General features: G+C 67.3%; 17 protein-coding genes. 9 read left to right on the top strand and 8 right to left on the bottom strand.

All coding sequences use genetic code 11. The annotated features are described in order from the left end of the window. Position 1: 1 nt before the first annotated feature. From fae to ACR652_RS14885, 5 genes are all read right to left on the bottom strand, one after another. On the bottom strand, positions 2-544 hold the full coding sequence (fae, locus tag ACR652_RS14905) for a formaldehyde-activating enzyme (RefSeq protein ID WP_434507264.1): 543 nt from the start codon (positions 542-544) through the stop codon (positions 2-4). 223 nt (positions 545-767) lie between these two features. Continuing rightward, positions 768-1,829 carry a quinone-dependent dihydroorotate dehydrogenase gene (locus tag ACR652_RS14900; protein ID WP_434507263.1) on the bottom strand — a complete coding sequence of 354 codons (1,062 nt, stop codon included), beginning with the start codon at positions 1,827-1,829 and terminating at the stop codon, positions 768-770. Then, on the bottom strand, positions 1,826-2,164 hold the full coding sequence (locus tag ACR652_RS14895; RefSeq protein WP_434507262.1) for a DUF952 domain-containing protein: 339 nt from the start codon (positions 2,162-2,164) through the stop codon (positions 1,826-1,828). Before ACR652_RS14895 ends, ACR652_RS14900 begins: the two co-directional genes overlap by 4 nt. Positions 2,165-2,318: 154 nt before the next feature. Further along, positions 2,319-4,526 carry a glucans biosynthesis glucosyltransferase MdoH gene (gene mdoH, locus ACR652_RS14890; protein WP_434507261.1) on the bottom strand — a complete coding sequence of 736 codons (2,208 nt, stop codon included), beginning with the start codon at positions 4,524-4,526 and terminating at the stop codon, positions 2,319-2,321. Continuing rightward, positions 4,514-6,052, bottom strand: a complete 1,539-nt coding sequence (locus ACR652_RS14885) for a glucan biosynthesis protein (RefSeq protein ID WP_434507260.1) — start codon at positions 6,050-6,052, stop codon at positions 4,514-4,516. The genes mdoH and ACR652_RS14885 overlap by 13 nt, the downstream gene beginning before the upstream one ends. A gap of 205 nt (positions 6,053-6,257) precedes the next feature. Here ACR652_RS14885 and glmU point away from each other — a divergent pair, with 205 nt between their 5' ends. The 4 genes from glmU to ACR652_RS14865 all read left to right on the top strand — a co-directional run bounded on the left by glmU (position 6,258) and on the right by ACR652_RS14865 (position 11,353). Beyond that, the gene (glmU, locus tag ACR652_RS14880) at positions 6,258-7,616 is read left to right on the top strand and encodes a bifunctional UDP-N-acetylglucosamine diphosphorylase/glucosamine-1-phosphate N-acetyltransferase GlmU (RefSeq protein ID WP_434507259.1); all 1,359 of its coding nucleotides are present in this window, start codon (positions 6,258-6,260) and stop codon (positions 7,614-7,616) included. A 132-nt stretch (positions 7,617-7,748) separates the two neighbouring features. Continuing rightward, complete coding sequence (glmS, locus tag ACR652_RS14875; protein ID WP_434507258.1) at positions 7,749-9,578, top strand: glutamine--fructose-6-phosphate transaminase (isomerizing); 1,830 nt, start codon at positions 7,749-7,751, stop codon at positions 9,576-9,578. Between the two features lie 196 nt (positions 9,579-9,774). Next, complete coding sequence (locus ACR652_RS14870; protein ID WP_434507257.1) at positions 9,775-10,599, top strand: ABC transporter permease; 825 nt, start codon at positions 9,775-9,777, stop codon at positions 10,597-10,599. Next, positions 10,589-11,353: an ABC transporter ATP-binding protein gene (locus tag ACR652_RS14865; RefSeq protein WP_434507256.1), complete on the top strand. Its 765-nt coding sequence runs from the start codon at positions 10,589-10,591 to the stop codon at positions 11,351-11,353. Before ACR652_RS14870 ends, ACR652_RS14865 begins: the two co-directional genes overlap by 11 nt. On the opposite strand, the gene ACR652_RS14860 is transcribed toward ACR652_RS14865, so the two are convergent. Further along, positions 11,332-12,489, bottom strand: a complete 1,158-nt coding sequence (locus tag ACR652_RS14860; protein ID WP_434507255.1) for an LptF/LptG family permease — start codon at positions 12,487-12,489, stop codon at positions 11,332-11,334. The two genes, ACR652_RS14865 and ACR652_RS14860, sit on opposite strands and share 22 nt — an antisense overlap. A gap of 49 nt (positions 12,490-12,538) precedes the next feature. Beyond that, on the bottom strand, positions 12,539-13,432 hold the full coding sequence (locus ACR652_RS14855) for a hypothetical protein (protein WP_434507254.1): 894 nt from the start codon (positions 13,430-13,432) through the stop codon (positions 12,539-12,541). A gap of 48 nt (positions 13,433-13,480) precedes the next feature. Between ACR652_RS14855 and ACR652_RS14850 the strand changes: the two genes are divergently transcribed. From ACR652_RS14850 to hrcA, 4 genes are all read left to right on the top strand, one after another. After that, positions 13,481-14,719: a glycosyltransferase gene (locus ACR652_RS14850; RefSeq protein WP_434507253.1), complete on the top strand. Its 1,239-nt coding sequence runs from the start codon at positions 13,481-13,483 to the stop codon at positions 14,717-14,719. Next, on the top strand, positions 14,716-15,957 hold the full coding sequence (locus tag ACR652_RS14845) for a glycosyltransferase (RefSeq protein ID WP_434507252.1): 1,242 nt from the start codon (positions 14,716-14,718) through the stop codon (positions 15,955-15,957). The genes ACR652_RS14850 and ACR652_RS14845 overlap by 4 nt, the downstream gene beginning before the upstream one ends. Before the next feature lie 168 nt (positions 15,958-16,125). Further along, complete coding sequence (locus ACR652_RS14840; protein WP_434507251.1) at positions 16,126-16,935, top strand: outer membrane protein; 810 nt, start codon at positions 16,126-16,128, stop codon at positions 16,933-16,935. A gap of 108 nt (positions 16,936-17,043) precedes the next feature. Further along, positions 17,044-18,123 carry a heat-inducible transcriptional repressor HrcA gene (gene hrcA, locus ACR652_RS14835; RefSeq protein ID WP_434507250.1) on the top strand — a complete coding sequence of 360 codons (1,080 nt, stop codon included), beginning with the start codon at positions 17,044-17,046 and terminating at the stop codon, positions 18,121-18,123. 79 nt (positions 18,124-18,202) lie between these two features. Here the strand turns inward: hrcA and ACR652_RS14830 are convergent, their stop codons facing one another. After that, positions 18,203-18,466: a hypothetical protein gene (locus ACR652_RS14830; RefSeq protein ID WP_434507249.1), complete on the bottom strand. Its 264-nt coding sequence runs from the start codon at positions 18,464-18,466 to the stop codon at positions 18,203-18,205. Positions 18,467-18,785: 319 nt separating this feature from the next. Between ACR652_RS14830 and ACR652_RS14825 the strand changes: the two genes are divergently transcribed. Then, positions 18,786-19,328: a hypothetical protein gene (locus tag ACR652_RS14825; RefSeq protein ID WP_434507248.1), complete on the top strand. Its 543-nt coding sequence runs from the start codon at positions 18,786-18,788 to the stop codon at positions 19,326-19,328. Positions 19,329-19,448: the final 120 nt, after the last annotated feature.

Genomic DNA, 19,448 nt, shown 5'->3' with positions numbered 1-19,448 from the left:
GTCAGTCCTCGAACACGCCTTCCAGCGCGTAATGGGAGATGGTCTTGCGATTGGCGATGAGCTGGTCGACCGTCGGCTCGCCCTTCAGGGCGCGGGAGATCGCGAGCTTCGTCGCCTCGTAATTGGTGCGATAGAGATCCTTCTTGTCGAGGTTCTCGTCGGTGGCGCAGCGCGGATCGAGCCAGACCATGATGATCATGCACAGCTCGTTGGCCTGAGCCTTCGGAATGAGTCCTTCCGCGACGCAGTCGACGATGGCGTCGGCGGTCGCCGCCTGAAGCACGCCGCCGAGCAGCTCGACATAGGCTTCCGACTTCACCGTCATCTTGGTGGTCATCATCGTGGCGGGGCGGACCTGCTGGTTGAGGTCGCGGATGACGAACATGCGCGGATGGCCGGCGACCTGTCCGGTCATGGAGGCGAAGGCGTGGCCGACCGGGCCCTTCACATTGCCGATCAGCACTTCCGGCATCGCATCGGTATATTGCCCGTCCGCCGCGAGGACCGTCGCCTCGCCCGTCGCCAGCCAGATCTGTTCGCTCATGATGTCTCCTCACTGAAGTCGATATGCGCGCCAAGGCGCGAGTCGCCGGTCTGGCGATGAGAGGCGTCGGCGGTCGAAGATCGCCGGGTGGGGTTCAAGCCGCTGCAGCCGTGATGGGGCTGACCCCACCCGACCCCGCTTCGCGGGGCCACCCTCCCCGCAAGGGGGAGGGATTGGGCTCACGATCAGCGTGGCTCGCTCTAACATCGCGCGCAGGCGCCTGTCACCCGCGCGCGATCTCCGCCGCCTTGCGGCCTGTCAGCGCGGCGAGCGTCGTGTTTTCTCTCTCCAGCGCGGCGATGAGGCCGCGCTTGATGCGCCCGGCGAGGCCCGGCCCTTCATAGATCAGCGCCGAATAGAGCTGCACCAGCGTCGCGCCGGCTTCGATCTTGCGCAGCGCGGTCTGGGGGTCGCCGACGCCGCCGGCTCCGATGAGCGGGAACTGTCCCTCGACGCGCAGGAAGGTTTGCGCCAGCATGTAAGTGGACAGCGGGAAGAGCGGCGCGCCGGACAGGCCGCCGCCCTGCGCCGCGAGCGGCGAGCGCAGCGTTCCCGGGCGCGAGATGGTGGTGTTGGAGACGATCATGCCGTCCACGCCCCGCGCGCGGGCGACGCGCACGACGCCGTCGAGCTGTTCCAGCGTGAGGTCGGGGGCGATCTTCAGCAGCACCGGGCGGCGCGCGGCGGCGGCGTCCCGGGTCTCGATGACGCGGGCGAGAAGATCGGAGAGCGCCTCGGGCTCCTGAAGGTCCCGCAGGCCCGGAGTGTTCGGCGAGCTGACGTTGATGGTGAAATAGCTGGCCACATCCGCGAAGGCTTTCACGCCCGCGACATAGTCCGCGACGCGGTCGGCGGCGTCCTTGTTGGCGCCGACATTGACGCCGACGACGCCCCGGCGGGCGCGCCGCGACAGACGCGCCAGCGCCGGCGCATGACCCTCATTGTTGAAGCCGTAACGGTTGATGACGCCGCGGTCCTCGGGAAGCCTGAAGGCGCGCGGTCGCGGGTTGCCGGGCTGGGCGCGCGGGGTCAGCGTGCCGACCTCCACGAAGCCGAAGCCGAAACCGAGCATGGCGTCGGGCGCCTCGGCGTCCTTGTCGAAGCCGGCGGCGAGACCGATCGGATTCGGAAAGTCGAGGCCGAAGGCGGAGACCGCCAGGCGCGGATCGTCTTGCGCGGGGGCGCGGCCCGGCAGCAGTTTCAGCCCGGCGATGGTCGCGCGATGCGCGTCCTCTGGGTCGAGCAGGCGCAGGACGGGCAGGGCGAGGCCGAAGGCGTCCATCACAGAAGATCCCTGAAATCATGGCCCCAGTCGCGCAGCGGCAGCGGCGCGACGCGGGCGACGGCGTCGAGAGAGAGCGGCGCGTAGAGATGCGGGAACAGCGCGCCGCCGCGCGACGGCTCCCATTTCAGCGCGTCGCCGAGCTTGCCGGCGTCGACGGCGACGAGCAGCAGGTCGCTCTGGCCGGAGAAATGTTTCGCGGCCGTCTCGGAGGCTTGGTCGGCGGTGGAGAAATGGATGTAGCCGTCGGCAAGGTCGATCGCCGCGCCGTGGAAGACGCCCGCCGCTTCGGCCGCGCGCCATTCGGGCGCGGAGATGATCTTGTAGATGAGAGTCATTGTATCTCTTTGAGCCGATGAGGCGCCCAACCTCTCCCTTACGGGGAGGTCGACGGCCGAAGGCCGGCGGGTGGGGTTCTTTCAGCTCCGTGCATGATGGCGCTTGACCCCACCCGACCCCGCCTTCCGGCGGGGCCACGGCGCTGGAGGGTTTCTATTCCGCCGCCCGCGCCTCGGACTGTTTCTCGCCCTTTCTCGGCAAACGCGCGATCATGGCGATCAGCGCGCGGTCGGAGAGCGCCACGAGGCGCTCGCCGCGGTTGAGCCAGCTCACAGCCTCCTCGATGGTTTCCGCGTCGGCGATCTTGGCCTCGGCGACCGCGCGGTCGGAGGTGATCGCGCCGCGCTGGCGCGGCTTGCGGGTCGGCAGCCAGGCTTCGTGCAGTTCGCGCAGCTCGGGATCGGCGTGGATGGCGGCGACGCCATTGACCTCGTCCTCCTCCGAGCGGGCGAGCGCCCTGGAGAGCGCCTTGCCGCGCTTGGCGATCGGCGGAGTCGTCGTTTCCTCGGGCGTCACCAGCACGCCGGCGCGGCGGAACACGAGCCCCAGCCAGCGCTGGCTGGTGAGCCAGGAGATCGGAATGGCGAGAATGAGGCCCGCGATCGTCGGGGACATCCAGGCCACCAGCGACGGCGAGATCAGCAGGCCCGCGACGAGGCTCAGCGCGCCCAGCGCCACATGGGCGCGGTGGCGGCGCACAATGTCGATGAAGGGCACAGAACCATCGTCGCGCCGCTGCGGGTCCCAGCCCGTGTCGAAGCCGAAGACGATATGCACGACATGGCCGGTCTGGATCAGCATCATGATCGGCGCCAGCAGCGCCGACAGGACGATCTCGAACAGCGTGGAGATCAGCAGCATGATCACGCCGCCCGAGCCCCGGCGGGTGTCGGGCTCATAGATCGCGACGAGCAGGCCGAAGAACTTGGGCGCGAGCAGAATGCCCATGGTGAGCGCGAAGAGCTCCAGCGACCGTTCGGCGTCGAAGCGCGGGAAGGTCGGGAACAGCGCGAATTCGCTGGTGAAATACTCCGGCTTGAAGTAGCTCGCCTGGAAGACGATCACGATGCCGACGAGCAGTTGCAGCAGCCACAGTGGCGACGTCAGATAGCCGAAGATGCCGGTCAGGAAGTGCTGGCGCGAGGCCCAGCTCAGACCGCGCGAGAAGAGAACGCGCGAGTGCTGGAGGTTGCCCTGGCACCAGCGCCGGTCGCGGATCGACAGGTCGATGAGCGAGGGCGGGCTTTCCTCATAGGAGCCGCCGAGCGTCGGCATCATGTAGACCGCATAGCCCGCGCGGCGGATGAGCGCCGCCTCGACGAAGTCATGCGACAGGATATGGCCGCCGAACGGCGGCTTGCCGCGCAGGTCCGGCAGGCCGCAGTGGCGGGCGAAGGCCTCCGTCCGGATGATGGCGTTGTGGCCCCAGTAATTGCCGTCGCGACCCATCCAGCAGGAGAGGCCCACCGCGATCACCGGCCCATAGATGCGCGCGGCGAACTGCTGCACGCGGGCGAACAGCGTGTTGCGGTTGATGATCAGCGGCAGCGTCTGGATGATCCCGGAGTCCGGGTCCGCCTCCATCGCGGCGGCGAGCCGCACGATCGTCGGGCCGGTCATCAGGCTGTCGGCGTCGAGCACGACCATATGCGCGTAGGCGCCGCCCCAGCGCGTCACGAAATCCTCGATATTGCCCGCCTTGCGGCCGATATTCTTCTCGCGGCGGCGATAGAAGATGCGCGCCTTGGGGCCAAGGCGCCGGCGGATCGCGATGAAGGCGCGCTCCTCCGCGATCCAGACGTCGGGATTGGTCGTGTCGGAGAGGAAGAACCAGTCGAAATGCTCGCCGAGGCCGGTCGCCTGCACATCCTCGTAGATGGTCTGCAAGGCCGCGAAAACGCGGCTCGGCGCCTCATTGTAGATCGGCATGACGACGGCGGTCTTCTCGCGCAGCGTCTCCGGCAGGGCGGGAGCCGGCCGCTTCGAGAGCAGCGCGCCGAAGCCGACGACCGCGCTCGCGAAACTCAGCGCGATCCACGAGAAATTGAGCACGAACAGCGCAAGCAGCGCCCATTTCAGGGTCGTGACGCCGCCGACGTCGATGACCTTGTACATCTGCCAGCCGCCATAGACGGTGAGCGCGAGGCCGCCGCCGAAGGTGACGAGCCGGGCCAGCCAGGGCGTCTGCCACAATTGCGGCGCGAGCGGCTTGCGGAACTGCTGCCGGCGGTCGAATTTGAACAGATTCTGCGCCGGCATGGAGAGCCGGTGCTCGTTCGGGGTCGGCGCGGTGGCCGCGGGGTCTTTGGGGGCCGGCGCCGACAGGGTGGAGTCGACAGGCGCGATTGTCAGGGAGTCCATCGATAAAGCCAGGTTTCGCTGAGCGGCTCCTCATCCGCGCGCAGGACGAGGCGAATTTCGCAGTAGGTCTCGCCGGCGGGATCGACGTCGAACACGACGCGGCACGTCTTCGCCTGCGGATTGAGAAACGTGCGGACGTTGGTGGCTGATCCCGGGGATGTGGTCAAGGCGGCGGAAAGACGCGCTGTTTTTTGCTGGTCGGCGAGACCGTCGCCCGAAAAAACGACAACAAAACGGCGACGCTTGGTTCCGGGAACATGGCCCGCCCGGGCGTGCACGGCCGTCGCCAGCGGCGGCCGGCTCGGAGGCTCCCAGCACCAGAACTGCCGGTAGGCGAACGTCGCCTGCCCGCCGCCGGGGAGAGGCGCCTTCGGCCGCCAGTAAGTGACGATATTCTCGTTGTTTTCGGACTCCGAGGGAATTTCGACGAGTTGCAGGGCGCCCTCGCCCCAGTCGCCCAGCGGCTCGATCCAGAGCGACGGACGGCGCTCCCAGTGCTGATCGTCGTCCTGATAGTCGGCGATGTCGCGGTTTCTGACCAGCGCGCCGAAGCCTTTCGGGTTCACGTCGACGAAGGAGGAGAACTGGAGCTCCTCGCGGTTGGAGACCGGGCGCCACAGCCATTCGCCCGCGCCGGTGAGCATCTGGATGCCGTTGATCGCCGCGGCCATGGGCCGCAGGTCGTCGTTGCGCCGGCGCGAATCGAGCGGCGTGTGGAGCGAGGCGGCGGCGAAGCCCGCGAGGCCATAATGATCGACGTTGGTGCGGGGAAAGAGCGTCAGTTCCGTGTCGATGAGCGTCGCCTCGCCGGGCCGCACGGTGAAGCGGTAGACGCCCGCGACGCTCGGCGAATCGAGCAGGGCGTGAATGACGAGCGCATTGTCGCCCAGCACCGGCTTCTCGATCCAGAAGCTGCGGAAGGCCGGGAATTCCTCTCCGCGCGGGTCCGCTGTGCGGATCGACAGGCCGCGCGCCGTGACGCCGAGATTCTGGCCGGCGGCCACCGCGCGATAGAAGCTCGCGCCCTGGAAGATGGCGAGCTCCGCCTCGCCGCCGCCGGGCTGGGCGTGCAGCACGCGGAAGCCCGAATAGCCCAGATCGGGCAGCTTCTCGGGGATTTTCAGGGCGCCATAGTCGAAGCGCCCGGAATCATAGGCGATTTTCGTCGCCGCGCCATTTTCAATGACGAACAGGTCCACCGCGGCGGTGAAAATATTGCCCCGGTGCAGCGGCTCTATGGAGAAACCGCGGTTCTCGCCCGACCAGAGCGCGGCGCCGGGTTTCGTCTTGATGCCGACGAATTGCTCATAGGACAGGCTGGCGAAGGGCTCCCGCAAATCGGTCGGCGGCGCCGCATAGGGTTTGGCCGCCAGCGCGCGCGCGAGTTCGACGATCATCTCGCGGCTGAACGGGGCGGGAGGGTTTGGCGTCGTCGGTTGCGGCCCTTGCGCCTGTGCGACTGAAGGCGCGAGGCCCGAGGCAAGGGCGCCGAGGGCCGCTTTCAAAACGTCTCTTCGTTCAAACATCGAGGAACCGGGCAGGAGCTGAAGGCTGTCTATGTGTCGCTTCGCTTCTCTATAGAAGAATTTCGGCGAACAAAAAGCGTTTAATTGAAGCAGCCCGGCCGCGTCCCGGCGTCGCGGCCGCCCTTGCCCTCGGCGCGGCGAATCTGCAAGAAACGACGTGCAGCCCGCCGCTTTCCGGCGCGCAACTCTGAAACCAAAGGCCCATATGCCGAGCTCCCGCAAAGCTCTCGCGATCGTCCTCGCCGCAGGGGAGGGCACGCGCATGAAATCGGATGCGCCGAAGGTGCTGCATCAGGTGGCCGGGCGCTCCATGCTCGCCCATGTGCTGACGGCGGTCGCCGAGGCGGGGGTCGAGTCGGTCGCCGTCGTCCTGGGGCCGGGGCGCGACGACGTGCGCGCCGAGGCCCTGCGGCTGGCGCCGGGCGCCATGACCTTCGTGCAGGCCGAGCGGCTCGGCACCGCGCACGCCGTCCTTGCGGCCCGCGAGGCCATCGCCGCCGGCTGCGACGATCTTCTGGTGCTGTTCGCCGACACGCCGCTCGTGACCGGCGCGACCATCCGCGCCCTGCGCGCGGGGCTGGCCGAGGGGGCGGGCGTCGTGGCGCTGGGCTTCGTCGCCGCCGACCCCTTCGGCTACGGGCGGCTGATTCAGGACGCCGCCGGCCGGCTCGTGGCCATCCGCGAGGAGAAGGACGCGAGCGAGGCCGAGCGCGCCATCCGCCTCAGCAACGCCGGGCTGATGGCCCTTGACGGCGCCCGCGCCCTCGATTGGCTCACCCGCATCGGCAACGCCAACGCCAAGGGCGAATATTATCTCACCGACGTCATCGAACTCGCCCGGACGGACGGGCGGGACGCGCAAGTGGCGCTGGCGGCGGAGACCGAGGTTCTCGGCGTCAACGACCGCATCCAGCTCGCCCGGGCGGAGGCCGTCGCGCAGGACCGCCTGCGCCGCGCCGCCATGGCCGCCGGCGTCACCATGATCGCGCCCGAGACGGTGTTCCTGTGCGCCGACACGCTTTTCGGACGTGACGTCCTCATCGAGCCCCATGTCGTGATCGGCCCCGGCGTCTCCATCGGGGACAAGGCCGTGATTCACGCCTTCTCGCATCTGGAGGGCGCGCGCGTCGGCGCGGGCGCGACGATCGGCCCCTTCGCGAGGTTGCGGCCGGGCGCCCAACTCGCCGAAAAGGCGAAGGTCGGCAATTTCGTGGAGATCAAGAACGCCAGCGTCGCGGCGGGCGCCAAGGTCAATCATCTGACCTATATCGGAGACGCCGACATCGGCGCGAACGCCAACATCGGCGCCGGGACGATCACCTGCAATTACGACGGTTTCTTCAAATATCGCACCGAGATCGGCGAGAACGCCTTCATCGGCTCGAATTCGGCGCTCGTCGCGCCGGTGAAGATCGGCGCCGGGGCCTATGTCGGCTCCGGCTCGGTGGTGACCAGGGACGTGGCCTCCGATTCGCTCGCCGTGGCGCGCGGGCGCCAGATGGAGAAAGCCGGCTGGGCCGCGGCCTTCCGCGCCGCGCAGGCGGCCAAGAAAACAAAGAAGTAAGGAAGCGGCTGCATTTTTGCCGCAGGAACACGCCTTTTTCTGAAAAAGGGGGGAGCCGGTTCGCCCACCCTTTTGCGGCTGCGCGCCGCGACTGGCGACGCTTTTGCTCTGTAACCGTTTACTGGAGGCAGCATGTGCGGGATCGTGGGCATTCTGGGCAAGGGCCCGGTTGCGGGACAACTCGTCGAGGCGCTCAAGCGCCTCGAATACCGCGGCTATGATTCCGCCGGCGTGGCGACGCTGGAGCGGGGTCGCCTGACCCGAGTGCGGGCGAGCGGCAAGCTCAAGAATCTCGAGGAGAAGCTGGCCGCCTCGCCGCTCGCGGGTGAAATCGGCATCGGCCACACCCGCTGGGCGACGCATGGCAAGCCGACCGAGGACAATGCGCATCCCCACGCCGCCGAACGGGTCGCGGTGGTTCACAACGGCATCATCGAGAATTTCCGGGAACTGCGGGAAGAACTGATGGCGCGCGGCCATGTCTTCGCCTCCCAGACGGACTCGGAAGTGGTCGCCCATCTCGTCGCCGAGGGCCTGAAGGCAGGCGCCAGCCCCGAGGCCGCCGTCGCGGCCGCGCTGAAGCGGCTGAAGGGGGCGTTCGCTCTGGCGTTCCTGTTCGACGACCAGCCCGATCTGCTCATCGGCGCCCGGCGCGGCTCGCCGCTCGCCGTGGGCTGGAGCGAGGAGGGCGTCTATCTGGGCTCCGACGCATTGGCGCTCGCGCCCTTCGCCACCTCGATCGCCTATCTCGATGAAGGCGACTGGGTGGTCCTGCGCCGGGACGGCGCCCGCTTCTTCGACGCGTCGGACAAGCCCGTGGAGCGCCGCCGCCTGCCGCTGACGCCGGGCTCCTTTCTGGTCGACAAGGGCAATTACCGGCACTTCATGGCCAAGGAGATTCACGAGCAGCCGGAGGTCGTGGGGCGCACGCTCGCCCATTATCTCGATCTCGCGGAAGGCGTCGTCCGGCTGCCCTTCGAGCTGACCTTCGACCCGAACGCGCTGACGCGCGTGACCATTTCGGCTTGCGGCACCGCCTATTACGCCGGGCTTCTGGCCCGCTACTGGCTGGAGCGCTTCGCACGGCTCTCGGTCGAGATCGACATCGCGTCCGAGTTCCGCTACCGCGACCCGCCGCTTCCCGGCGGGGGGCTGATGATCCTCGTCTCCCAGTCCGGCGAAACCGCCGACACGCTGGCGGCGCTGCGTTACGCGCGCGAGCATGGCCAGCACATTCTCTCCATCGTCAATGTCGACACCTCGACCATCGCCCGCGAGAGCGACACGGTGGCGAAGACATTGGCCGGTCCGGAGATCGGCGTCGCCTCGACCAAGGCCTTCACCTGCCAGCTCGCGGTGTTCGCCTGCCTCGCGCTGGCGCTCGGACGCGCGCGGGGCGTCCTGAGCAGGGAGCGCGAACGCGAGCTCGTCGCCGAACTGGTCGCGGCGCCGGGCCAGATGGCCGAGGCGCTGAACCGCGAGGCGCAGATCGAGCCCGTCGCCCGCGACGTCGCCCGCGCCTCCAGCGTGCTCTATCTCGGCCGCGGCCCCTCCTTCCCGCTATCGCTGGAAGGCGCGCTGAAGCTCAAGGAGCTCTCCTATATCCACGCCGAGGGCTACGCCGCCGGAGAGCTGAAGCACGGGCCGATCGCGCTCATCGACTACGCCATGCCGGTGATCGTGCTGGCGCCGCCCGACGCCAGTCTGGAAAAGACCGTGTCCAATCTTCAGGAAGTCGCGGCCCGCGGCGGCCATCTGATCCTGATCGGCTCGCCGCGCGCCAGGCGGGAGGCGGCCGCCGAACTGGCGGGCTTCGTCGAGATGCCGGAAAGCGTGGCGGGGGCCTTCGCGGCGCTGGTCTATGCGGTTCCGGTCCAGCTTCTCGCCTATCACGTCGCGACCTTCATGGGCAAAGACGTGGATCAGCCGCGCAATCTGGCGAAAAGCGTCACGGTGGAGTAGCGGCCGAGGCCGGGGATCGACGGGGCCCATGACGGGCGAGGGCAAGGCGTCTCTTGCGCATCTTGTTTTCCAGTAACGAGGATTTGTCGCAGGTCGCCTTCCTCGCGCGGCGGCATTGACAGCAGGCGGCCCGAACTGGTCTATGCGGGACCAGAGCGCCTCGCGCCGCCTCGCTTTAGCCAGGGAATTTCTGCCGTTGCTCGCATCCATCCCGCCCGCCTATGTCGCCCCCTTCGAGCGGGCCTGGCGTAACCGGGAGCTGATCCGCGCCGTGGTGCGGCGCGAATTCATCTCGCGCTTCCGCGGCTCGCTGCTCGGCCCCGCCTGGGCGGTCCTGTCGCCGCTGATCATGCTGCTCACCTATACGGTGCTGTTCTCGATCACCGTGCCGCAACTGTCGACGGGCATGAGCCTGACCGATTATTCGAGCGGAATCTTCATCGGGCTGATCGTCTTCAACCTCTTCAGCGAGCTCGCCTACCGGGCGCCCATGCTGCTGCACGAGCATGTGAACTTCGTGAAGCGCTCGATCTTTCCCAGCGAGACCATCGCCTGGACGGCGACCATCCGCGCCTTCATCTACGCCGCCGTCGCCTTCGGCGTCTATATCGGCTTCCGGCTGGTGACGGCGGGAACGCTGCCTCTCACCATTCTGCTGACGCCGCTGCTCATCGCGCCATTCGCGCTCTTCCTTCTGGGCGTGGTCTGGTTCCTGATGGCGCTGGGCGCCTTCACCCGCGACGTCGCGCATATCATGGCGTCGATCGTGCCGGTGCTGATGTTCGCGACGCCGATCTTCTATCGGCTGGAGCAGATCGACCAGATCTCCCCCTCCACCGCCATCTGGTTGCGCCTCAATATCGTCGGCGACTATATCGAGATGATGCGCGCCCTCGCGCTTGATGGGCGGCTTCCGAACGTCTTCGCCTATCTCGTCATCGTCGCGGTCTCCGTCGCGGTCTTCGTGGCGGGCTACCAGTTCTTCATGCGCTACAAGTCGGTCATCGTCGATGTCATCTGAGCCCTCCATCCGCTGCGCGGGCATCGGGAAAGCCTTCCAGCTCTACGCGCATCAGAACGACCAGTTGAAGCAGGTGCTCTTTGGTCTGTGGAAGAAATTCTACACGGAGAAATGGGTTCTCCACGATGTGAATTTCACCGTGGCGCAGGGGGAGCACGTCGGCATCATCGGCCGCAACGGCGCCGGCAAGACGACCCTGCTGCAAATCCTGTGCGGCATCACCATGCCGACCAAGGGGTCTTTCGAGGTCAAGGGACGGGTGGCGCCCATTCTCGCGCTGGGCTCCGCCTTCGACGGGCTGTTGACGGGCCGTGAGAACGCGCGCATCGGCGCCGCCATCCTGGGGCTTTCCCGCAAGGAGGTCGACGCCCGGATCGAGAGCATCGCCGCCTTCGCGGACATCGGGTCGTTCTTCGAGCAGCCCATGCGCACCTATTCCATGGGCATGATCTCGCGCGTCGCCTTCGCGATCTGCGCCCATGCGGACGCCGATGTGCTCATCGTCGACGAGGCGCTGTCGGTCGGCGACGCCATCTTCCAGGCCAAATGCGAGACATACATCAAGGATTTCAGCCGCAAGGGCACGATCCTGATGGTGTCCCATGATCTGGGCTTCGTGGCCGACATCTGCGACCGCGTCCTGTGGCTGGACAAGGGCGTCGTGCGGGAAATCGGCGAACCGCGCCGCGTCATCGACGCCTACAAGTCGGCGGTCCGCGACGAGCAGCAGAGTCAGGCGGCGGGCGCGGCGTAGCCCGGCGTCGTCGCGACGGGCCCATAGCGCGTCGGCCGCGGGCTGTAGTTCAGCCGCGCGATTATCCAGACTGACAGGCCGATCTCCAGGAACAGAAAGCCGGCGAGCAGCAGCGCGAACCAGGCGCTGATGCGCAGGAGCGACTCCAGCGCGACCAGATAGACGATATGCGCCACGGGAATGGCGATGATGGGCAGGCTTCCCGAGGCGCCGCGCCGGCCGGTGATGTTGCCGAAGGTGAGCGTCAAAGCCATGGCGAGCAGCGTGTGCGCGACCGCCAGCGCCGGGACGCCGAACCGCTTGGCGGCCTCGGCCATCCACTCTCCATATTGGCGCGGATCGCCCCGGGCCGTCGACAGATTGGCGACGAAGTCGGCCGCCGACAGCTCATAGACGCCGCGCCAGCCGCGTTCGGGCATGGAGCTGCTGCCCTGCAAGGGCAACGCCATGGCATATTCGTCGAAATTGGCGATGCGCACTTCGTTGCTGGTGATTGACCGGGTCTGGATGCTGCCGTTCGACAGGGCGACGATGACGCCGGCGTCGTTGCGCCGGAACTCGGCGCGCGCGGCGGTGATCGTCTCCTCCTGCATCTTCTCGACCGACAATTGGCGCAGGAAGAGATTGGCGGCGATGTCGGGCGTGATCCAGCGTTCGATGTAGAGCGTCTTCCCACCCGCCGAGAAGGTGTAGAAATGCGCCGCGTCGAGCATGCGGTGATTCAGGGAATTGCGCACGATGTTCAGCACGTCCTGCATGTTGCTGGAATAATGCGGCGCGAGGAAATTGGACAGAAGGTAGCCAAGCAGGACGATGCCGGCGGCAAGGCTCAGCGCGGGCCGGCAGATCGACCAGGCCGACAGCCGCAGCGCGTAGAGAACGGCGATCATGCCCTCGCTCGCCATGCGCGAGAATTCCAGGGCCGTGGCGACGCCGACGGCCATGGGCAAGGTGACGAAGGCCACGGTGGGCGTCACGCCGACGAGCGCGGGGATGACGAGCCCGCCGCGCACCGCCGCCGGCGGCAACTGGTAGAGCAGATAGGAGAGAACGACCGGGACCGACAGCGCAAGCTGCACGACGAGGACCGTCAGGCCCACGCGCTTGAGAAGAAATGAGAACAGCAGACGCGGCATGGCCTCTCGCTCGCTCCTCTTCGTCCTTGCGGGACGACGGGACGTTAGATCACTTTCTGAACCGCGCCCAGGCTGCCTTCGAATACTCCGTCCAGGCGGCGTCGAAGACGCCGCGCGCGGGCAGGGCGGTCGCGCCCGCCCAGTGGCAGAAGTAGATTTCCTTCCCATCCACATCGAGGGGCTTGCCGTCGCGGAAGGTCACGCCCGCCGCCTTGTAGAAGCTCTCGTGCGAGGAGTCCGGCACGACATTGGGCAGCAGCGCGATTTTCACGCCCCGGCGGTGCGTGACGAAATTGACGAGCGGCTGCGCAAAGAGCTGCCCGCGCTTGCGGACGTCGTGGAAGATCTCCGCGTCGGTCTTCATCGTCTCGATGAAGTCGGAGAGCTTCAGATATGTGTTGGACGTGACCCAGAAGCCATCGTTGAAGAGCAGCACGTCCTTCAGGAAGGGATAGGCGCCGCGCCGGTCGTTGTAGACATATTCGAAGCTCGGCGAGGCGACGATGAACTCGCGCTTGCCCGCCTCCAGCCGGCCGAACAGGGGCGTGAAGTCCCTGAACAGGATGACGTCCACATCGACATAGACGACTTCGTCGAGCGGCAGGGCGAGGGCCTGAAGCTTGCGCAGCCGCCGCCGGTTGTTGTTGAAGAATCCGGGATAGAGCTCATGGGAGAGCCGGTCGATCTCCACCGGCTCCTCGGCGACGAAGGTCGCCCCGTAGAGGTCCGCCGCCCGGCGGGTCATCTCGACATTGTCGTCGTAGGGAATGAGATAGAGGGGCAGCGACGGGTTGGTGTCGCGGTAGCTCTCCAGGAACGGCAGCAGCCAGTCGATGATCTTGTCGTTGCCGACGATGGCGACGCCATAGCGCTTGGCGGGCGCGGCCGAGCCGGTCTCGGCGTCGGGGGCCCGCAGGGGTGGATTCGGGAGACGAAGGCTCATATAGGGGGTGTACTTGTAAAATTCAGGCAAAAGCAAGGGGGCGGTCGGTTGGACGAGATTCCCGGTGCTCCCGGCCAGCCACTGGCGGGAAAAACGGTCGCCGTCGTGCACGCCGCCTGGCACAGTTGCGGCAGTTATCAGGTCAATGTCAGCCAGATCGCCGCCTATCGTGCGCTCGGCGCAAGGGTGCTCTCCGTCGCCATGATGGACGACCTGGTCGGCGGTCCGGTCAACGCCGGACGTTGGCCCGCCTATGTCGAGGCGACGAAGGGCATTGGCGCGGATCGGCGCTTCTATTCCGCGCCCCCCCTCGCCGCCATCGCGGGCCGGCTGCTCGTCGACGGCTGGTGGCGGCTGATCCATGGCGACCAGGCGAGCTGGCTGATCGAACTCGCCAAACGCGCGCCGGCGCCGGAGGGGATCGCGGACGGGTCGATCGACCTCATCCACGCCAACCATTATTTCACGCTGCCCTTCGTGGAGACGCTGAAACGCGGGCGCCGCGTTCCCGTGCTGCTGGAGACCCAGGACATTCAGGCGCGGCAATATGTCCTGCGCAACAAGGGTGGCTTTTTCATCCCGCCGCATGCGACCTATACTGCCATGCTCAAGACGGAACTGGACTGGATGCGCCGCGCCGATCTCTGCGTCCACCTCAACGAGGAGGAGCATCGCGACTTCCAGCAGCTCCTGCCGGAGGGCCGCCATGCGCTCATTTACCCGGCCGTTCCGGAGACCCCGCGCGCAAGGGGGCGGGAGATCATCATCGTCGCCAGCGACAATTACGCCAATTATCTGAGCCTGCGCTGGTTTCTCACCGAGGTCGTCCCGCTCGCGCAGGGGGCGCAGGTGGCGATCTACGGAAATATTGACGGCGGCGTGAGGAAGCGCGACCCCGAACTCTTCGAGGCGCATCGCGCCCTGTTCAGGGGGCGGGTCGAGGATATTGGCGCGGTCTACGCCGGCGCCGGCTGCGTCCTGCTGCCGACGGTGGAGGGGCATGGCCTGTCGATCAAGGCGGTCGAGGCGCTGTCCTGCGGCGCGCCGCTGGTCGCGACGCCGCTCGCCTTCCGGGGCATGCGCGTCGATCCGTCGGCGCTCGCCAATGTGGCGCTGGCCCAGGACGCGGCCGAGTTCGCCGCCTTCTGGCGGGCCGCCCAGCAGCGGGCGGAACGTGGCGAGGCGCCGCGCGCCGACAGCGCGACGCGCCGGCTCTATGAAGACGCTTTCAGCCCGCAGGCCTATGCGCGGGCGCTCGCCCAGGCCCTGGAAACCGTGCCGGCATGAGCGGGCCGTCGCTCGCAGGCCGTCGCGTGGCCCTGCTGCATCCGGCCTGGCACTCCTGCGGAACCTATCGCGTCGTCGTCGGACAGATCGAGGCCTATCGCGCGCTCGGCGCGGAGGTTTCGCCGGTCGCCGTCAGCCTTGATCCCGGCTACGTTCCCGAGCGCGACTGGATCTGGAAATCCTTCCGGGAGGCGACGCCGGAGCTCGACGCCGGCCCTCGCCACTTCGGCGGCGCGCCGCTGCATGTCGTGTTCAGCCCCGACTTTCTGGGGCGAGTCCTGTGGCCCTATCTGCATGGGGATCAGGCGGTGATCCGGCTTGGTCTGACCGAACGCGCGCGGCTGTCGCCCGGCGTCGAAGAGCGGGACTACGATCTCGTTCATTGCAACCATTTCTTCCTGATGCCGGTGGCCCGCCGCCTGGCCCATGGCCGCGCGCCGATTCTGCTGGACACGCATGACCTCCAGACCCGGCAGTTCGACATGATGAACGAGGGGATGCCCTGGCTGCGGCCGCGCGCGACCTACGACTCCATGCTCGCGCAGGAGCTGGAGGCCATGAGGGGCGCCGATCTGCTGCTGCATCTCAATGCGCAGGAGGCCGAGGAATTCCGCCGCCTTCTGCCCGAGAAGCGGCATGCGCTGCTCTATCCGCCGACGCCGCCCGCCCCGACCGGACCCGGCGGTGACGATATCGTCATCGTCTCCAGCAACAACACCGCCAATGTCGAAAGCCTGATCTGGTTTCTGCGGGAGGTCGCCCCGAAGGCCCCGGGGATCGAGGTGAAGATCGTGGGGAATGTCGATGCTGGCGTGAGGTCGCGCGCGAGCGCGGAATACGCCGCTTATCGCAACTGGTTCCTCGGCCGCGTGGACGATCCCGGCGTCATCTACGCAAAGGCGCGGCTGGCGCTGCTGCCGACGATCAGCGGGACCGGCCTGTCGATCAAGACGGTGGAAGCCATGTCGAGCGGGCTTCCGCTGATCGCGACGCCGCAGGCGCTGCGTGGGCTGGACGCGGAAGCCTTCGAATTGTCGAATGTGACTCTCGCCGACACGGCGGAGGCTTTCGCCGCGGCCTTGCGCGCCGCCGCCGCCGGCAAGCGGGAAGATTCGGGCCGCGCGACGAGTCCGACCCGCGCCTATTACGAAAAGCGCTTTTCGCTCGCCGCCTATCGTCAGGGCGTCGCGGCTCTCGCGGCGCCGCTGCTCGACGGCGCGCCCGGCGGTTCTCTTTGATAAAGAGCCTCTTAGCGGGGACTGTGACCGAAGCGCAACGCGCCCGCTAAATTCGCGGCGGGCGACGCCCCGGCAATTTCGCCATGCATGTCGAGATGTTACTTTGACGCATCTTGTCTTTGTAATGCTGCGCCGATGTACGGGCGGCCTTGCTTTTGGAGCTATCAGATGACTTTCAAGGCTACGGTGCTCGGCGCGGCCGCGTCGCTACTGGCGTTTGGAACAGCCCTCGCCGCCGATCTGCCGAGCTACAAGGCTCCCCCGCCGCCGCCCCCGCCGGCGATGTTCGACTGGTCCGGCTATCACATCGGCGTCAGCGGCGGCTACGCGGGCGGCTCCGCGAGCTACCTCTCCAACATTTACGGTCTCGGCTTTGGCGCCGGCGCGCTTGCGCTCAACAATGTCGGCTCGTCCTATGGCACGAGCGGCTACATCGTCGGCATGCAGAGCGGCGTGAACTGGCAGCTGTCGAACAATATCGTCGTCGGCTATGAATCCGAGTTCAACTACACGGGCGTGAACTCCAACAACAGCGGCAACTGGGGCGGCTTCGCGCTCAACAGCGACATGCGCTGGTTCGGCGCCGAGCGTCTGCGCTTCGGCTACGCCTTCGGCCGTCTCCTGCCCTATGTCACCGGTGGTCTGGCCTATGCCCAGCTCCACACCAACGGCGTGTCTAACGCCGCCGGTCTGCTGTTCCCGACCTCCGACTCGCATTGGCAGGCCGGCTGGACCGTGGGCGCCGGCGTGGAATACGCCCTGTTCAACAACTTCTCGGTCAAGGCCGAATATCTCTACACCAGCCTCCAGGGCGTTTATGGCTCGAGCGCTGGCATGAACGCCTTCGCCCCCGGCGCGCCGGTGGCCTACCGCACCTACATCGGCAACGGTTTCGACACGCATATCGCGCGCGTCGGCGTCAATTATCAGATCAAGAGCCTCGGCGCCCTGATCGGCATGCCCCAGCTCGGCCTGTAACGGTTCGCGCAAATCGCCAGCGACACGAGGCCCGGCTCCCGCAGCCGGGCCTTTTTACTGCGGGCCCCCGGTCTCGACGCCGCGCGCCGATGCGTTATTCTTCTGCTCATGATCCGCACGCCCCCGATTGTTCCGCCTCAAGCCAATCTCTCGCTGCTCTCCGAGCGCTCGCGGGAAATCTTCCGGCAGCTTGTCGACAGCTATCTGGCCACGGGCGAGCCTGTGGGCTCGCGGCAATTGTCGCGCCTGCTGCCCATGACGCTCTCCCCGGCCTCCGTGCGCAATGTGATGCAGGATCTGGAGGAGCTTGGGCTGATCTATTCCCCGCACACCAGCGCGGGGCGCCTGCCCACGGAGCTTGGCCTGCGCTTCTTCGTCGATTCCATGCTTCAGATTGGCGACATCGCGGACACGGAGCGCGCCCGGATCGCGGCCGGGGTCGAGGCGGCGTCCCATGCGCATGATTTCGAAGGCGTGCTGGCGGAGGCGACGAGCCTGCTCTCCGGCCTGACGCGGGTCGCCGGCGTCGTTGTCGCGACGAAAGAGAATGTGCGTCTCAAGCAGATCGATTTCGTTCGGCTGGAGCCGGAGCGCGCCCTCGCCATCCTCGTGGCGGACGACGGAACGGTGGAAAACCGGGTGATCCCGGTGTCACGTGATCTGCCGGCCTCGGCGCTGATCGAAGCGGCGAACTATCTCAACGCCCGCATCACGGGCCGCACGCTGGCGGAGGCGCGAGAGGGCATAGAGGCCTCACGCCGCGCCGCGCAGATGGAGCTTGACGAACTGACGGCGCGGCTGGTCGAGGCGGGCTTCGCAAGCTGGGCCGGCGCGCCGAGCGACCGTCAACTGATCGTGCGCGGTCAGGCGCATCTGCTGGAGGATCTGACCGCCACGGCGGATCTCGAGCGCGTGCGTCTGCTTTTCGCCGATCTCGAAACCAAGACCGGCGTCATCGATCTTCTCGAACGGGCCGAGCAGGGCGAAGGCGTGCGCATCTTCATCGGCTCGGAGAACAAGCTGTTCTCCCTGTCGGGCTCCTCGCTGATCGCCGCGCCCCTGCGCGACAGCGAGCGCCGCATAATTGGCGCGCTCGGCGTCATCGGCCCGACACGCATCAATTACGCGCGCATCGTGCCGATGGTGGATTACACGGCCAAAATCGTCGCGCGCGTCCTCGGCGCCTGATGACCTCGTGCATGCGCGCGGGGCGCGAAAGGCAAAAGGCCCGCAGCGGTGGCTGCGGGCCTCGTTTCATGCGGTTCGATCAGCGATCCCAGTCGTCGTAATCGTCCCGGTCGCGGCGCCAGTCGCGATCGCGATAGAAGTGATCGTGACGCCGCCAGCCTTCTCCGTAGCCCCAGTGATCTCTCGACCACCAGCAGGCGCCGTTTTCGCAGATGCGCACCGCATGCGCCTGTTGCGCGCCGAGGACGGGGGCCGCCTGCGACGAAGCGGGCGACGCCGCCGCCAATGACGCGCTCGCGCCAAGAGCGGTCGAGAACATCAGGGCGATAAAGAGTGGTTTCATCGGCTCTCGTCCTTCCGATGTTGAAAGCGAAGCGCATTCGCGCTTCGCGGTCCCCCCTATCTGTCGTCGCCTCTTCGGCTTTCAACGCGACGACTGGCTTCAAGCGGTCAGTCGCCGCCTGCTTCTGGCGCGGCGCTTCGGGTGATGCGCGCGCGCCGGGAGCCGCCGCCTCGGCCGGCGCTTGAAAAATATGCGGCGCAATCAGGGGGGCGACGTCGACAGGCCGGGCGAGTCGTCTATTTGGCCTTTCTTAATCCTTTGCAGAGAGGCGACGGCCTCGCCGCCGGCGCCTCCGCTGGATCCGAAAAGGAGTGTCTCGATGCGGCAAATTGCATTCGCAACGCTTGCGGCCTCTCTGGGCGCGCTGGCCGTCTTGGCCACGCCCTCTGTTGGCGCCGCCGGCGTCATGAGCATCACCGGCAAGGAGTCGATCTCGCTTGCGTCCCAGACCGATCAGGTGCACTGGCTTCCCTATCGCCACTGGCATCACGGATGGCGCTGGGGCTACGCGGCCCCCCGGTGGGGTTACGCGCCGCGCTGGAGATATTCACGCTGGGGCTACGCGCGCCACTGGGGCTATGCGCCTCGCTGGGGCTACGCGCGCCACTGGGGCTATGCGCCGCGCTGGGGCTATTCGCGTTGGGGCTATGCGCCGCGCTGGGGCTATGCCTCCCGCTGGGGCTATGCAGCGCCGGCTTGGGGCTATAGCGCCGCCGCCGCGCCTTATTGCGGCTACGGCGCCTCGACCTGGGGCTACAACCCGGTTGGCGGCGCGCTCGGGCTGGCCGCCGCCCCGCTTTGGGCCGCCGGGTCGCTCGCCGGAGCCGCGACCGCTCCGTTGTGGGGCGGCGTCTGGTGGTAATTCGCCGCACGCCATGGACAGGCCCGCGCGGTTCCCGCGCGGGCTTTTTTACGTCTGCCGGAAAGCGTCTTTGCCTGTGCTTTTGACCCGATTCCGGCCGCCAGGGGCGGCTGACGCGCT

This window comes from Methylocystis sp. (assembly GCF_051061225.1).
GTDB lineage: Bacteria > Pseudomonadota > Alphaproteobacteria > Rhizobiales > Beijerinckiaceae > Methylocystis.
The sequence above is the reverse complement of the archived record's forward strand: the minus strand, read 5'-3'. Positions and strand labels throughout refer to the sequence as shown.